The organism is Paraburkholderia heleia NBRC 101817 (genome assembly GCF_000739775.1).
Taxonomy (GTDB): Bacteria; Pseudomonadota; Gammaproteobacteria; order Burkholderiales; family Burkholderiaceae; genus Paraburkholderia; species Paraburkholderia heleia.
Map to the genome: position 1 here is coordinate 337,556 of NZ_BBJH01000003.1, position 14,844 is coordinate 352,399.

12 protein-coding genes are annotated in these 14,844 nt (G+C 66.4%); 8 read left to right on the top strand and 4 right to left on the bottom strand.

The features are described from left to right. Window positions 1-32: 32 nt before the first annotated feature. The 4 genes from BHE01S_RS03440 (at window position 33) to BHE01S_RS03455 (ending at window position 3,874) form a co-directional block, all read left to right on the top strand. Complete coding sequence (locus BHE01S_RS03440) at window positions 33-449, top strand: RidA family protein (protein WP_042260548.1); 417 nt, start codon at window positions 33-35, stop codon at window positions 447-449. Between the two features lie 60 nt (window positions 450-509). Next, window positions 510-2,147: an AMP-binding protein gene (locus BHE01S_RS03445; RefSeq protein ID WP_042260550.1), complete on the top strand. Its 1,638-nt coding sequence runs from the start codon at window positions 510-512 to the stop codon at window positions 2,145-2,147. Between the two features lie 207 nt (window positions 2,148-2,354). After that, the gene (locus BHE01S_RS03450) at window positions 2,355-2,642 is read left to right on the top strand and encodes a helix-turn-helix domain-containing protein (protein WP_245639627.1); all 288 of its coding nucleotides are present in this window, start codon (window positions 2,355-2,357) and stop codon (window positions 2,640-2,642) included. Continuing rightward, on the top strand, window positions 2,639-3,874 hold the full coding sequence (locus BHE01S_RS03455; RefSeq protein ID WP_042260551.1) for a type II toxin-antitoxin system HipA family toxin: 1,236 nt from the start codon (window positions 2,639-2,641) through the stop codon (window positions 3,872-3,874). Before BHE01S_RS03450 ends, BHE01S_RS03455 begins: the two co-directional genes overlap by 4 nt. A 50-nt stretch (window positions 3,875-3,924) precedes the next feature. Here BHE01S_RS03455 and BHE01S_RS03460 read toward each other — a convergent pair whose 3' ends face one another. Both BHE01S_RS03460 and ydiK read right to left on the bottom strand, forming a co-directional pair. Next, window positions 3,925-6,615 (bottom strand): ATP-dependent Clp protease ATP-binding subunit, encoded by a 2,691-nt coding sequence (locus BHE01S_RS03460; RefSeq protein WP_042260779.1) that lies wholly within the window; start codon window positions 6,613-6,615, stop codon window positions 3,925-3,927. A gap of 200 nt (window positions 6,616-6,815) precedes the next feature. Beyond that, window positions 6,816-7,898 carry an AI-2E family transporter YdiK gene (gene ydiK, locus BHE01S_RS03465; protein ID WP_042260553.1) on the bottom strand — a complete coding sequence of 361 codons (1,083 nt, stop codon included), beginning with the start codon at window positions 7,896-7,898 and terminating at the stop codon, window positions 6,816-6,818. Between the two features lie 174 nt (window positions 7,899-8,072). Between ydiK and surE the strand changes: the two genes are divergently transcribed. Then, complete coding sequence (gene surE, locus BHE01S_RS03470; protein WP_042260555.1) at window positions 8,073-8,861, top strand: 5'/3'-nucleotidase SurE; 789 nt, start codon at window positions 8,073-8,075, stop codon at window positions 8,859-8,861. A gap of 23 nt (window positions 8,862-8,884) precedes the next feature. On the opposite strand, the gene BHE01S_RS03475 is transcribed toward surE, so the two are convergent. Beyond that, window positions 8,885-9,322, bottom strand: coding sequence for an acyl-CoA thioesterase (locus BHE01S_RS03475; RefSeq protein WP_042260557.1), 438 nt, complete (start codon window positions 9,320-9,322; stop codon window positions 8,885-8,887). Between the two features lie 53 nt (window positions 9,323-9,375). Beyond that, complete coding sequence (locus BHE01S_RS03480) at window positions 9,376-9,966, bottom strand: BPSL1445 family SYLF domain-containing lipoprotein (protein ID WP_042260559.1); 591 nt, start codon at window positions 9,964-9,966, stop codon at window positions 9,376-9,378. A 321-nt stretch (window positions 9,967-10,287) separates the two neighbouring features. On the opposite strand from BHE01S_RS03480, the gene BHE01S_RS03485 reads away from it, so the two are divergent. From BHE01S_RS03485 to BHE01S_RS03495, 3 genes are all read left to right on the top strand, one after another. After that, window positions 10,288-10,659: a DUF2946 domain-containing protein gene (locus tag BHE01S_RS03485; protein ID WP_042260562.1), complete on the top strand. Its 372-nt coding sequence runs from the start codon at window positions 10,288-10,290 to the stop codon at window positions 10,657-10,659. Between the two features lie 192 nt (window positions 10,660-10,851). Beyond that, on the top strand, window positions 10,852-13,155 hold the full coding sequence (locus BHE01S_RS03490) for a TonB-dependent receptor (RefSeq protein ID WP_157025113.1): 2,304 nt from the start codon (window positions 10,852-10,854) through the stop codon (window positions 13,153-13,155). Between the two features lie 89 nt (window positions 13,156-13,244). Beyond that, window positions 13,245-14,810 (top strand): PepSY-associated TM helix domain-containing protein, encoded by a 1,566-nt coding sequence (locus BHE01S_RS03495; protein WP_042260564.1) that lies wholly within the window; start codon window positions 13,245-13,247, stop codon window positions 14,808-14,810. Window positions 14,811-14,844: the final 34 nt, after the last annotated feature.

Below are 14,844 nucleotides of genomic sequence, written 5' to 3' on the forward strand. Positions count from 1 at the left end.
GCACGACGCCTCTCTACGGAACCGGACGAAACATGAAACAAGCCCTTCTTCCCGCAGGCTGGGTCAAGCCGCGCGGCTATGCCAACGGCGTCGCCGCTGCCGGCACGCAGGTCTACATCGCCGGCCAGATCGGCTGGGACGAGAACGCGCGCTTCACGAGCCGCGAATTTGGCGCGCAGGCCGTGCAGGCGCTGCGCAATATCGTCGCCGTACTCGAAACCGCGGGCGGCAAGCCCGAGCACCTCGTGCGCATGACCTGGTACGTCACCGACAAGAAGGAGTACCTGGCATCGCTGAAGGAAATTGGCGCCGCGTTTCGCGAGCTGATCGGCGACTACGACATCGCCATGAGCGCGGTGCAGGTGGTGGCGCTCATGGAAGACGACGCAAAAGTGGAAATCGAGGCGACGGCCGTGATTCCCGATGACGCTCGCCTCACGCGCCAATAAATCGTTAGACCGCCGCCCACGCAACAGAACGATCAGCACATACAGACAGCCGGAGACGCCATGCAACCCACCGCCCATGTCGATACGTTCGCGCGCGATCATCTGCCGCCCGAGTCGCAGTGGCCCGACATGCTGCTCGACAATCCCGACGTAGCCTACCCCGCGCGCATGAATTGCGCGGTCGAGCTGCTGGACCGCGCGATCGAGGCCGGGCACGGCGAGCGCCCGGCCATCTGGTCGAATGTCGACGGCAAGCCGCAAGCCACCACGTACGCCGGGCTGCTCGCACTCGTCAATCGCAGCGCTCGCGTGCTGGTGGAAGACATGGGGCTGAAACCGGGAAACCGCGTCTTGTTGCGCGGGCCGAACACGCTACAAATGGCAGTGGCGTTTCTCGCGTCGCTCAAGGCAGGCCTCGTGGTGATTCCCACCATGCCGCTGTTACGTGCGAAGGAGCTCAAGCAGATCGCAGACAAGGCGCAGGTTTGCGCGGCGCTGTGCGACGTGCGGCTCACGGAGGAGCTTGCGCGCTGCATGGATCCCGCCGACGAGTTCTTTTGCGCAGGCATCCAGCAGGTCTGTTACTTTCACGACACGGCGCCTGGCACACTGGAAGCGCTCGCGGCAGGCAAGCCCGCCGACTTCACGGCCTGCGACACGGCCAGCGACGACGTCTGCCTGATCGCCTTCACCAGCGGCACGACGGGCATGCCCAAGGGCTGCATGCACTTTCACCGCGACGTGATCGCCATGTGCGACCTGTTCCCGCGTCACGTCCTGCAGCCCACGGCCGACGACGTATTCTGCGGCACGCCGCCGCTCGCCTTCACGTTCGGGCTGGGCGGACTGCTGTGTTTTCCGCTGCGCGTCGGGGCGTCGACCGTGCTGATCGAAAAGCTCACGCCGGCGCTGCTGCTCGACACGATCCAGCGTTTCCACGCGACCATCGTCTTCACCGCGCCTACGTTCTACCGGCAGATGGCGGCGCTCGTCGCGCAGTACGACCTGGCCAGCCTGCGCAAAACGGTATCCGCCGGAGAGGCGCTGCCGCAGGCCACACGCGAGCTGTGGCGCGACGCGACGGGAATCGAGATGATCGACGGCATTGGCGGCACTGAGCTGATTCATATCTTCGTGTCGTCCGCGGGCGCCGACGTGCGCCCCGGCTCGATCGGCCGCGCGGTGCCCGGCTACGTCGTGCAGGCGCTGGACAACGACCTGCAGCCGGTGCCGCCCGGCGTGACAGGCAATCTCGCCGTGCGCGGCCCGACCGGCTGCCGCTACCTCGCCGACGAACGCCAGACCGTGTTCGTGCGCGGCGGCTGGAACCTGCCCGGCGACGCGGTATCCATCGACGCCGACGGCTATGTGTTCTACCAGGCCCGCTCCGACGACATGATCGTTTCGTCTGGCTACAACATCGCGGGACCCGAAATCGAGACGGTGCTCATGCAGCACCCCGCCGTGGCCGAGTGCGGCGTAACAGGCGTGCCCGACGAAGTACGTGGCCAGGTGGTGAAGGCGTTCGTCGTCTTGCGCCCTGGCTTCTGCGCCGGCGATGCCCTGGTCGCTGAATTGCAGAACTTCGTGAAGAACGCGGTAGCGGCGTATAAATATCCGCGTCTGATCGCGTTTATCGACGCACTGCCGCGCACCGAGACCGGCAAGCTCAAGCGCGCGGCGTTGCGGTCGATGTGAAGCGGGCATAGGCTGAAAAAATACGACGTAAACCATCAAATTTCCAACATTCACACATCGCGTCGCTTAGACTCCCGTATGCGCATGATTTTGCGCATACGGGAGTTTAAGCTTCTATTTGCGCAAAATTATGCACATTTTCCGTTATGAGGTCTTGACTGTGTCAATGCGCGAGATTATGCGCAAATTGCCCGATAACAACCTATAATGCGCATCATGATGCGCAAAAAATCCGCGAACCTTTCCATTTCCAACGTCGAGCGCCTGGCAGATGGCCTGCGCACGACGCGCCGCGAGCGCAAGCTGACCCAGCAGGCCCTGGCGGAGCAGGCGGGCGTCGCCCGCCGCACCGTCACGAACGCCGAACATGCAGGCAACGTCGGCGTACGCGAACTCTGCCGCCTCGTGAACGCGCTCGGCTATGAGGTCGTGCTTCGCCCCATGGACACCGTCGTCCTCGAGGACCTGAACGAAATATTCAGGGACGACGAATGACTGCCGGCGCCACATTCGATCTCGAGCGGCTCCTGCGCGAAATCCGCAATCTGGAAGTCCATACGCCGCAGGGACCGAGCGGTCTGCTCGCGCGCGAAAGCCGCTTCGTCTTCAACTATGGCGACGTGCCGGACACGGCTGCCGTATCGCTCACCATGCCGGTGCGGCGCCAGAGTTATGCGAGCGGCGATCTGATGGGCATCTTCGCGATGAACCGGCCAGAGGGCTACCTGCGCTTCGTCATCGAGGAGCGGCTCGCGCGTTACGGCGCGCCGAGCGACATGTTTCTGCTGTTTCTCGCCGGCACCAATCAAATCGGGCGGCTCACCTATGCCGTGCCGGGAGAGCGGGTGCCGCAGAGCGATGGCGAGCGTCTGGACGAATTGCTTTCCTCGCCTTCGGGCCGCCTGTTCGAGCGCCTGATCGACCGCTACGCGCTCGGCTCGGGCATCTCCGGCGTGCAGCCGAAGGCGGTCGTTCCGCTCGCCGCAGATACCGCCTCGCGCCCCGCCGAGCACACGGCGCTGCCCCTGCGCACAGTGATCGTGAAAGCCGAAGGCGACGACTTCCCCGGGCTCGCGCGCAATGAATACTTCTGCATGTCGGTGGCGAAAGAGGCGGCGCTCGAGGTCCCCGACTTCTGGCTTTCCGAAGACGGCAAGCTCTTCGTCATGTCACGCTTCGACCGCGAGGCGAACGGCACGCCGCTCGGATTCGAGGACATGAGCGTGCTCACCGGCAAGGCGAAATACGAGGGCAGCTACGAAATGATCGCCAAGGCCGTGGATATCTATACGCGTTCGGACCCGGCGCAGAAACGCCGCCTGTTCGAGCGCATCGCCCTCTCCTGCCTGCTGCGCGACGGCGATGCCCACATGAAGAACCTGGGAATCCTCTATACCGATCCGACCGGACCGCGCCGGCTCGCTCCGGTATTCGACGTGGTCTGTACGGACATCTATCCGGACCTCGACGGACGCATGGCGCTCAGCCTCAACCGGAGCAAGACTTTCCCGCTGCCGGCGGAACTCCATGCTTTCGCCCGGCGCCTCGGCCTGCGGCAGGCCGAGAGCGAAGCGATCATGAGCCGCCTGCACGACGCCTATCTCACGGTCGCCGAGCGCTTCGCGCAGGACCGGCGATTCCACGAGGGCGATCTGCTCGTCAGGATCCGGCGTGCCGTCGAACGTCCGGGCGTCAAACCCGTCTCGCGCCCGAAGCTGGTGCGCTAGGGGAACAGGTTCTGGCGAGGCATGCGAGCACGCCGCGCCGGCCGCCTGCATCAGCTTTCGGCCGCCCCCTGCAGCGCGAACGCCATGCGTTTGTCCGCTGTGTCGTAGCGGCATATGACTTTGGCGCCCTCTTTCACACCACCCTTGAGCATTTCCTTCGCCAGTTCGTTCTCCACCGCCTGCTGCATTTTGCGCTTCAACTCGCGCGCGCCGAATTCCGGCCGATACCCCTCCGCCGCGAGGTAATCGATCACGCTGTCGTCGAACGTCAGGTCAATGTCCTGGCTGCGCGCCATCCGCCGGACCTGTTCGAGCTGCAGCCGCACGATCGCGCGCAACTCGTCGCTCGTGAGCGGCTGGAACATGATGATCTCGTCGATGCGATTCAGGAACTCGGGCCGGAAATGCTGGCGCAATTCGCCCATCACGGCGCCCTGCATCGACCCTTCGGCGCTCGAGAGGAAACCCGGCCCCGAGCGCTTTTGCCCCGAGACCACGTCGGAACCGAGATTGCTCGTCGCGATCACGACCGTATTGCTGAAGTCGACCACGCGCCCCTTGCCGTCGGTGAGCCGGCCGTCGTCGAACACCTGCAGCAGCACGTTGTAGACGTCGGAGTGCGCTTTCTCGATTTCGTCGAGCAGGATCACGCAATAGGGGCGGCGGCGCACCTTCTCGGTCAACTGGCCGCCTTCGTCATAGCCGACGTAACCCGGCGGCGAGCCGATCAGCCGCGACACGGCGTGGCGCTCCATGTACTCGCTCATGTCGATGCGCACAATCGCGTCTTCATCGCCGAACACGACTTCGGCCAGCGCCTTCGCAAGCTCCGTCTTGCCGACGCCGGTCGGCCCGAGGAACAGGAACACCGCCGTGGGCCGCCGGCCGCGGCGCAGCCCGGCGCGCGAACGGCGCACCGCGTCGCTGACCGCCACGATGGCCTGCTCCTGACCGATCACGCGCTCATGCAGCCGCTTTTCCATTTCGAGCAGTCGTGTGCGTTCCTCGGCGGTCAGTTGCGTGACCGGCACGCCCGTGAGCTTCGAGACGATCTCCGCGACATCTTCACTCGTCACGTCGGAGGTCACGGTGCCGAGCTGGCCTTTCCAGTCGCTGGTGGCCTGCGTGAGCGCCTTTTCCTTGTCGGCAATCGGCTCATCCAGCGTATGGGCGCGCTCGAAGTTCTTGCGCGTCGCCGCATAGTCCTGCTCGCGCCGCAACTGCGCCAGCTCCGCTTCGAGTTCGAGGATCGCCGCGGGCCGCGAGGTGGCTGAAAGATGCACGCGCGCCGCCGCCTGGTCGACCAGGTCGATGGCCTTGTCGGGCAGGAAGCGCCCCATCACATAGCGGTCCGACAGCTCGGCCGCCGACACGAGCGCGTCGTCGCGAATGGTGACGTGGTGATGCACCTCGAGCTTGTCGCGCAAGCCGCGCAGGATGTTGATCGTCTGATCGACGCTCGGCTCGGAAACGAACACGGGCTGAAAGCGCCGCTCGAGCGCCGCGTCTTTCTCGATGTACTTCTGGTACTCGGACAGCGTCGTGGCGCCGATCAGGTTCAGTTCGCCGCGCGCCATGGCCGGCTTGAAGACATTGGCGATGTCGAGCCCGCCCTCGCCGCCGCCCTGGCCCGCGCCGACGATCATGTGCACTTCGTCGATGAAGAGCACGAGGCTTTCGCGCTGCGCCGAGATTTCCTCCATCAGGCCCTTCACGCGTTCCTCGAATTCGCCGCGATACTTTGCGCCGGCAATCAGCCCGTTGACATTCAGCTCGACGAGCCGCCGCCCACGCAGCGATTCGGGCACGTCGCCGTTGAGCATGCGCTGCGCGAGGCCTTCGGCGATCGCGGTTTTGCCCACGCCCGGTTCGCCGATCAGCACCGGATTGTTCTTGCGCCGGCGCGCGAGCACTTCCACCACGGTCTCGATCTCGCTCGAACGCCCGATCACGGGGTCGAGCTTGCCTTCGCTCGCGAGCGCGGTGAGATCTCGGCTGTATTGGTCGAGCTGCGGGGTCGCGCTCGGCCCCTTCGCGGCGGGACGCTCGCGTTTGTCGCCCTGGGCCTCCACGAGCCCCTGCAACACCTTCTGCGGCGTGACGCCGTAGCGGCCCAGCAGATGGCCCGCAAAACTCTCCGGCACCTGCGTGAGCCCAAAGAGCAGATGCTCGGGCGCGACGTAGCTGTGACCCAGTTCGCGCGAAACGAGAAACGCGCGGTCGAGCGCGCCCTTCAGGCGCGGCGAGACGCCGATGCGGCCGTCCTCGGGCGCGGGCGCGCCTTCGCGCTTCTGCGCATTGGCGTCGATGAACGCGCGCACGTCGTCGGGCTGAATGCCCAGACGCTTCAGGATCGCCGCGCCGGCGTCGTTGCCCGCGAGTTCGTAAAGCAGATGCTCGGTGTCGACCTCGCGCCGCCCGAACTGCACGGCCCGCTCCGCCGCGCGCTGGAGCAACTCACGCGCCACGTCGCTGAAATAGCGCTCGACGATCGCGCCGTCGCCGGCTTCCATCGCCTGCGGCGCGGGTTCGGCCGCCGGGCCGCCGGCGTCGCCTGCGCCGTCCGCCTGCTGCGAGGCGCGAAACAGCGCCTCCAGCGGACTCAAGGTGCGCTGATGGCGCGTGAGCTGCGCGTAGTGATAGTCGCAGACATCGAGAAAACGCCGCCTGCCGTCCTGCAACACGGCGACCCGCACCGTCGCGGGGCGCACGCCGCAGATATCGCAGTTGAACTGAGCCATTTCGTCTCCTTGGAAGCGATGCGCGACGCTCGCGGGTGCACTGCCCGCGCCCTGGAATGGCACGAGACATGTCCGCGCGAGCGCCGCATGAATGCTCTAACGAATGCCGAAGCGAAGTCCAGACGTCATCGTAACGTCGAATCGAACTGCGCGTCGGCAAGAGGGGACGTTTGCCAATCGACGGCGTCGCCTGCACACTCTCAAACGTCCTGGCGGGCTGCCGGACTGGATGCCCCGCGGGCTTGCGCCGCCGGGTCGCGGATCCAGGCGCTCAGCAAGGTGGACGAAACGGCGAGGATCACCGGGCCGATGAAGAGCCCGACGATGCCGAAGGCGAACAAGCCGCCGAGCACGCCGGAGAGAATGAGCAGCATCGGCAGATTGACGCCGCGCCGGATCAGCACCGGACGCACGAGATTGTCGAGCATGGCGACCATCACCGACCACACCGCGAGCAGGATGGCCGCGACATGCGCGTCATGCACGAACAGCCAGATCACGCCCCCCAGCAGCGGCAGCGTCGGGCCGATCTGCGCGAGACACAGCATGAGCATCACGGCCGTGAGCACGCCCGCACCCGGCACCCCGGCCACCCACAGGCCGATGCCGCCGAGCGCCGACTGCAGGACTGCCGTCACGACGATGCCGAGCGCCACCGCGCGCACCGAAGCGCCTGCGAGCTTGACGGCCTGCTCGCCGTAGGCGGGAGCCACGCGAATGGCGAAGCGCGTGACGTAGTCGGCGGCCTGTTCGCCGTTGCTGTACAGAATGCCCGTAATGATGACGGTGATGAACATGTGCATGACGAACACGCCCACCGAAGCGGCGTGGCCGATCAACCAGTGGGCCGCGATCGAAACGTACGGTTCGAGCTGCGCGAGCAGACCGCCCGGACCGGCGTCCGAAAACTCCTGCCACTTGCCGGCAATGCGCCCGCCCACCACGGGAATGTCGCTGACCCACTGCGGCGGCGCAGTCAACGCATAGTCGGGCAGCTTGCGGATCAGCTCCATGATCTCGCCGCCGTGCACCGCGAGCGTCGAGATGGCTTCATAGAGCGGCAGCACGATCACGACCAGAAGGATCAGCAGCATGACGAGCGTGGCGAGCCAGCGGCGGTTGCCGCAGCGCCGCTCGATGGCTTTCATGGCCGGCCAGGTCGCGACGACGATGGTCGTGGCCCAGATCAGCCCCGGGAGAAACGGGCGCATGACGTAGAGACTGCCGATCGTCAGCGCGCAGAGTATGGCAACAACGAACAGGATGCGGGCAAGGTCCGGCATGGCTTGCGGCTTCACGTACTTCTCCTCACGGCTGGGCGCGCCTCACGGCGCCGACGCGCTAGTCTATATCGGATAGGCTACGAATCCCTTTTAAAAGTCCCGCACGGCCGCCGCCCGCAACGCACTCTGGAATAATGGCCCTTTCCCCGACCTCGCAACGAAGAAGAGCCAGCCATGACCGCAACCGATACGAAACTGCCCTGCGTGCTCCTCACCAACGACGACGGCATCGACGCGCCCGGCCTCGCCGTGCTCGAAGCCGTGGCCGCCGAACTCGCGCACGAAGTCTGGGTCGTCGCGCCCGAACACGACCAGAGCGGCACCTCGCACTCGATCAGCCTGCATACGCCGCTGCGTGTCTCCCGGCGCGGCGAGCGGCGCTTCGGCGTGCTCGGCACGCCGGGCGATTGCGTGGTGATGGCGGTGCGCCAGCTCATGGGCGACGTGCGCCCTTCGCTCGTGCTCTCGGGCATCAACCGCGGCGGCAACCTGGGCGTGGAGACGATGTTCTCGGGCACCGTGGGCGCAGCGATGACGGGCCTGTTGCTCGGCCTGCCGTCCATCGCCTTGAGCCAGACCTTCCGTGACCGCGAGCGAGTGCGCTGGGACACCGCCCGCGCACTTGCGCCGGACGTGATTCGGCGCCTCGCCGCCGTGGCGCATGACGCGCCCGTCTGCCTGAACGTGAATTTTCCCGATATCGACGCGAGCGCCGTGGGGCCGCTCACGGTCACGCGCCAGGGCGTCGGGCTCGTGCAGGGCATCGACGTCGTGCCGCAGATCGACCCGCGCGGCATGGATTACCACTGGCTGCGCTTCAATCGCGGCCCGCGCGAAAACGGGCCCGACAGCGAAACGGCCGTGGTGAACTCCGGCCGCGTTTCGGTCACGCCGCTGCATTTCGAGCGCACCGACGAAAAGACGTTCGCCACGCTGCAAGCGGCGCTGGGCGCTGCCGCCTGAACACGGCTCGATGATTGCGACGATTATGCGCGCGCGGCGGCAGTCATCGCCCGCGCGATCGCCTCGCGGATGTCATCAGGAATGCCAATCGACTTGTGAGTGTCGAGCGAGGTGGTCACGATGGTCTGGCGTGCCGCCATGCGCAGCACGCCGTCCACGCCCGTGCACGCCCACGCGAGCGTGAGCGACGCCCCGCCCAGGCGCTCGACGTCGAGCGAGAGCCACACCTCGTCGCCCATCTTGCTGATCGCCTTGAAATCCACTTCGAGCCGCACGGTCGGCATGCCCACGCGGCGAGCGCCTATCACGCCGTGATAGCCCTCCTGCGGCAACAACTCGTCGATCCACGACTCGACGAGATCGTTGAAGAGGACGAAATACTGCGGGTAAAACACAATCCCGGCGGGATCGCACTCCGAGAAGTGAATCTTGTGTTTGCGGCGGTACGTGGGCGTCGCCATGCGTGTGTCTCCTTTCATGCCTCAGCAACGGCGCGCGACTGCGCGCGGCAGCGTCAAATCACGAGCCGCGACACCTTCACGCCTTCCAGCGACACCCCGGCCATGAGGCCCGCGTTGGTCAGCACGAACGCTTCCACGGGGCTCGTCGCGGTCGAGGTATCGACGTTGCCGTTCGCGCCGACTGTGACGAGCGCAACCGTGGCGTCGGCGCCTGCCGACCAGCCCTGGCTGCTCGTGAAATCGTTGAGCGCGACCGGGTTCATGAACGCGAAGATGATGGCCTTGGACTGCGCGCCGATCTGCAGGCCGAACGAGCCCGCAATGGTGCTGTAGTAGCCCGTCGTGCGGCCATCCACGCGCAACGCGCCGGTGCCGTACTGACCGCCGATCCAGAAGCCCGCCGAGAGAACCTGCGGAAAGACGAGCACGCCGCTCGCCTTCGAGACCAGTTCCTGCGATCCGCTCACCGTGCCGAAGAGGCGCGAGAGCGTGGCGTCGACGCCCGCGTCGATCGAATTACGCTTCGCCGCGTTTTGCGACGCGCTGTTCTGCGTGCCGAGCGGCGTTGTCGTGCAGCCGGCAAGCGCGAGGCCGCCGGCGGCGAGAGCGGCACTGGAACTGAGTAGAAATTGACGTCGGCGCATTACGTGGTTTTCCTGTGCAAATGGGGCTTCGGGTGCCCGCGCCGGCCCGATCGCGGACAGCCGGGCCGCGCGCAAAGCGCTACAGGATAGCGCGCATGGCCGCCGCCGGGGCAAACCCGCAATCCGGCGCGTGGGCAGCCGGCCGCCTGCGGCGGCCATGACCGCTCATCCTTGGGGGGATAGGACCATGCGGCGGGCATCGAGTTCGCGCGAAGATGTAAGGAAATCCCCAGCCCGCGCGTTTCGATGCGACGCAACCACCCCGCGTGTGCAAACGCGCAAGGCCGTGTTAGACTCCGCCGCGCAATCATTCTCATTCTCATGAACTCACGCAAGCACTCACTGCTTACCGCATGGCTTGGCCTCGTCGCCATGTGGCTCATCGTGCTTGTGCCGCTCGTGAGCCAGCTCGTCGCCGCGCACCATGCGCACGAGCCGGACGCCGCGCTCTGCTCGGCCGTACAGCCGGCCCAGGGCGGTAGCGCGCCGCATCTTTCGCACGACGATGCATTCGGCGCCTGCGGCTACTGCCATCTGCTCGAGCATCATGTGGCGGCGCCTCCAGTCGCCGCGCCCGGTCCGCTGGCCGCCCTCGAGCTCGCGCGCGAGACGGTCGCGCCGCCCGTCACCCACGACCTCCCCTTAGGCGCCTTCCCTTCGGGCAGGCCGCGCGCCCCTCCCGTCCTTTCCTGAGTTACGCCTTTACCGGCCGGCCAATCGCGATCTGATTGCGTGCGCGACGCGCGCACGCCGCGCGCGGCTGCTCGATTCCCGTTTTCAGGAATGCACCTCATGTCCACGCTCACCACGCGTGGCGCTGGCGTTCGCTCGCGCGAACGCACAACGCCGCGCGCGCTGCGGCACGCCGGGCGCCTCGCGCTCGCCATGCTGCCGCGCGTCTTGCCGCTGCCTCTCGTTGCACCCAGCGTCGTTCACGCGGCCCAGGCTGCCGAGGCGCAACCCGCCGATGCGGCCTCGTCCGCCACGCTGCCCACCGTCAAGATCAGTGCCACCGCTAGCGGCGCCGCGGCGCCCGCCGTCGACGCCAACCTGCCCGCGACGGTGGAAACCGTCACGCCCGCGCAGTTCGCGAACTGGAACGTCGTGAACACCGAGGACGTGCTCAAGTACCTGCCCAATCTCGCCGTGCGCAAGCGCTATGTGGGCGACCTGAACTCGATCATCGCCGTGCGCGGTACGAGCAATACGCAAAGCGCACGGGGCCTCGTCTATGCCGACGGTCTGCTGCTCTCGAACCTGCTCGGCAACAGTTACAGTTTTCCGCCACGGTGGTCGATGGTGTTCCCCGACCAGATCCAGCAAGTGGATGTGATCTATGGGCCGTATTCCGCGCTCTATCCCGGCAACTCGCTCGGCGCCACCGTGCTCATCACCACGCGCATGCCGAAGCAGTTCGAGGCGAACGCGGACGTGAAGGCGTTCACGCAGCACTTCAGCCTCTTTGGCGTGAACCAGAATTTCAACGGCAGCGAGATGAGCGCGTCGATCGGCGACCGTATCGGCCGATTCTCGTATCTGCTTGGCGTGAACCACCTGGAGAACACGAGCCAGCCGCTGCAGTTCGCCACGCTTGCGCAGTCGGCGAAACCCGCGCAGCCGGGCGACGTGCCCGTGCGCGGCGCGTACTTCTACAACAACCAGACGAACACGCCCACGGTCGTGGCCGGCGTGAACGGCGAGGGCATGCAGCACACGGCGCAGGACCAGTTCAAGCTGCGCATGCAGTACGACTTCACGCCCACCGTGCAAGGCGGCGTGACGCTCGGCTACTGGCACCAGTCCTATAACAGCGCCACCTCGACCTTCCTCTACGATGCGAACGGCAACCCCGTGTACAGCGGCAAGGTGTCGATCAATGGCTACGAGTACGCCCTTCCCGCAGCCGCGTTCGCGCCGAGCCGAGGCTGGAGCGAAAACTGGCTGTATGGCGCGACACTTCGCACGCATCAGGCCACCGGCTGGAATGCCGAAGCCATGGCTTCGTACTATGACGTAAGCAACAGCGTGGCGCGCACGGCGAATGAGGGGGGACCCGGCAACGGCCCGGGCGTCATGACGCTCGGCGACGGCACCGGCTGGAAGACGCTCGACCTCACGACGACGTGGACACCCGCCACGCGCGACGCCGGGCTCGCCGCCCACTGGCTCACGTTCGGGTATCACTACGACAACTACGCGCTCGACAACCGCACGTACAACACGCTCGCGTGGCGCGACGGCGGCGCGGGCAGTTTCGCCAACGCGTTCGCGGGCAAGACCGGGACCCAGGCGCTCTACGCACAGGACGCCTGGCGCTTCCTGCCGCGCTGGAAGCTCGTGTACGGCGCGCGCTACGAGCACTGGCGCGCCTTCGACGGCTATCAGGCGCTCGGCAGCGTGAACGTGCCTTACGCGAACGTGGGCGACCATCACTTCTCGCCGAAGGCATCGCTCTCGTTCGACGTGACCGACGACCTCACGCTGCGTGCATCGATCGCGCGCGCCTACCGCTTCCCGACAGTGAGCGAGTTGTTCCAGGGGCAGGTGAACGGCTCGTCCATCGTCAACAACAATCCGAACCTGCGCTCCGAAGATGATCTCTCGAAGGAACTCAGCGCCGAATGGGCGCACTGGAACGGCCTGTTCCGCTTGACGCTCTTTCAGGACGACGTCAAGAACACCATCTTCAGCCAGACCGATACGACGGTCATCCCGAACGTCACGAACTTCCAGAACATCGGCAAGGTCCGCTCGCGCGGCGTGGAAACGAGCTATCAGGGCGAAGACGTCATCCTGCGCGGGCTCGATCTCGCGGCGAGCGTGGCGTATACGCAGTCGAAGATCCTGGAGAACGCGCAGAATCCGGCGAGCGTCGGCAAGGACTTCTACCGCATTCCGCTGTGGCGCGCGAATCTCGTCGCAACCTGGCGCTTCGATGCGCGCTCCGCGCTCACGCTCGCCGCCCGCTACTCGGGGCGCCAGTACAACACGCTCACGAACACGGATACGAACCCGAACGTATTCGGCGGCACGAGCACCTACACGGTCGCCGACGTGAAGTACACCTTCCGGCCGACGAAGAAGAGCGAGATAGGCGTGGGCATCGACAACCTGTTCGACGCGCGCTACTTCGTCTATCACCCGTATCCCGGGCGCACGTACTACCTCGAAGCGAAGCTCGGCATTTGAGCGGCACGCTCGCAGCCTTCGTTTCCGTCCGCATTTTCGTTTGAATCATCCATGTAGTCGGGCCGTCCCGGCTCGACAGGGAGTACCCGATGTCCACGATATCCGACCCGGTGAGCGCGCCGCCTAGCCACGCGGCGCACGCGGCGCAGCCCGGCTACCGCACGCTGTGGCGCTGGCATTTTTACGCGGGCCTCTTCGTCATGCCCTTGCTGCTCGTGCTCGCCATTACGGGAACGATCTACTGTTTCCAGCCGCAGATCGAACCGCTGCTTTACCCGCATCGGCTGGTGGTCGCGCCTGCGGCGACACCGCGCCTGCCCGTGGATGCGCTGCTGGCGCGCGCGCGAACCGCGCTGCCGCCAGACGCGCGTGCGCTGCGCGCCCACGTCGAGTCGGATCCCGCGCGCAGCGCCGAATTCGTTTTCGCGCTGCCTGATGGAACCAAGACGGGGACCAAAGAGAGCGTCTACGTGAATCCCTATGATGGCGCGGTGCTCGGCACGCTCGACGTCGATCGCCGCTTCATGCAGGTCGACCGCATGCTGCATCGCAAGCTCCTGCTCGGCAAACCCGGCGAACTGCTCATGGAACTGGCCGCCTGCTGGACGCTCGTGATGCTCGCCACCGGCGTTGCGCTCTGGTGGCCGGGCGCGGGCGCGTCGTGGCTAGCCGCCCTGCTGCCTCGCTTCGGCGCGCGCGGACGGCCATTCTGGAAGAGCGTGCACGCGAGCGTCGGCATCTGGCTCGCCGTGGGCGCGCTCGCGTTCGTGTTGAGCGGCTTGCCGTGGACGGGCTCGTGGGGCAAGCAGTTCAAGGCGCTTGCCACCCGCGCGAGCCTCGGCGCGCCGCGCGGCGCGTGGGGCGGCGGCCTCGCGCTGAAGTCGGCCTTGCCGGGTGCGCAGGCCGCCGCTGCCACTGGCACTGCCGCCACTGCCGCTGCCGCCGCAGCAGCAAGCGGCGCGGCGGATAACCCTCCCGCAAGCCGCGCCGGCCCCCAGGAACACGGCGCAGAGCACGCGGGCCACGACACGGCGTCGATGCCGGGCATGGTGATGGACGACCTGCCGCTGCCGCTCGTGCCATGGGCGGTCGGCGCGATTCCCGTGCCGCACTCGCCCCACGCGTCCAGTACACCGCAACACTGGACGCTCGCCCAGGTCGTTGCCCAGATGCGCGATCTCGGCGTGCGCAGCGGCTACGACATCGTGCTGCCCGCCGCGCCCGATGGCGTCTACACGGTCTCGTACTTTCCGCCCGATCCGAAAGCGGAGCGCACGGTGTATATCGACCAGTACAGCGGCGCGGTGCTCAGGGACATTCGCCATGAGGATTACGGCGCAGTCTCGCAAGCCATTTCATATGGCACGTCGCTGCACATGGGCCGCTATTTCGGCCTCGCGAATCAGCTGATCTGCGCGGCGATCTCGCTGGGCCTCGGCGCGCTTGCGGTAACCGGCTTCGTGATGGGGTGGATGCGCCGTCCCGCGCGTGCGAAGGGCGCGTCGATGCTCGCCGCGCCCCCACGCGAGCGCGCTGCGCCCCCGCTGCGCGCCTGGAAGACCAGTCTCGTACTGCTCGGCATCGTGTTTCCCCTGATGGGCGCGACGCTCCTGGCGGTCTGGCTGTTCGACCGCGCAGCTTTCCGACGCGCCTAGCAGGCTGTCGTCCTGCCGGCATCGGCGGCACTGA

Coding starts and splice junctions, on each gene's coding strand:
- BHE01S_RS03450 (WP_245639627.1), top strand. CDS start 2,355: ATGCGCATCATGATGCGCAAAAAATCCGCGAACCTTTCCATTTCCAAC.
- BHE01S_RS03475 (WP_042260557.1), bottom strand. CDS start 9,322: ATGGCGACGCCCACGTACCGCCGCAAACACAAGATTCACTTCTCGGAG.
- BHE01S_RS03460 (WP_042260779.1), bottom strand. CDS start 6,615: ATGGCTCAGTTCAACTGCGATATCTGCGGCGTGCGCCCCGCGACGGTG.
- BHE01S_RS03440 (WP_042260548.1), top strand. CDS start 33: ATGAAACAAGCCCTTCTTCCCGCAGGCTGGGTCAAGCCGCGCGGCTAT.
- BHE01S_RS03495 (WP_042260564.1), top strand. CDS start 13,245: ATGTCCACGATATCCGACCCGGTGAGCGCGCCGCCTAGCCACGCGGCG.
- BHE01S_RS03455 (WP_042260551.1), top strand. CDS start 2,639: ATGACTGCCGGCGCCACATTCGATCTCGAGCGGCTCCTGCGCGAAATC.
- BHE01S_RS03490 (WP_157025113.1), top strand. CDS start 10,852: ATGCTGCCGCGCGTCTTGCCGCTGCCTCTCGTTGCACCCAGCGTCGTT.
- BHE01S_RS03445 (WP_042260550.1), top strand. CDS start 510: ATGCAACCCACCGCCCATGTCGATACGTTCGCGCGCGATCATCTGCCG.
- ydiK (WP_042260553.1), bottom strand. CDS start 7,898: ATGCCGGACCTTGCCCGCATCCTGTTCGTTGTTGCCATACTCTGCGCG.
- BHE01S_RS03480 (WP_042260559.1), bottom strand. CDS start 9,966: ATGCGCCGACGTCAATTTCTACTCAGTTCCAGTGCCGCTCTCGCCGCC.
- BHE01S_RS03485 (WP_042260562.1), top strand. CDS start 10,288: ATGAACTCACGCAAGCACTCACTGCTTACCGCATGGCTTGGCCTCGTC.
- surE (WP_042260555.1), top strand. CDS start 8,073: ATGACCGCAACCGATACGAAACTGCCCTGCGTGCTCCTCACCAACGAC.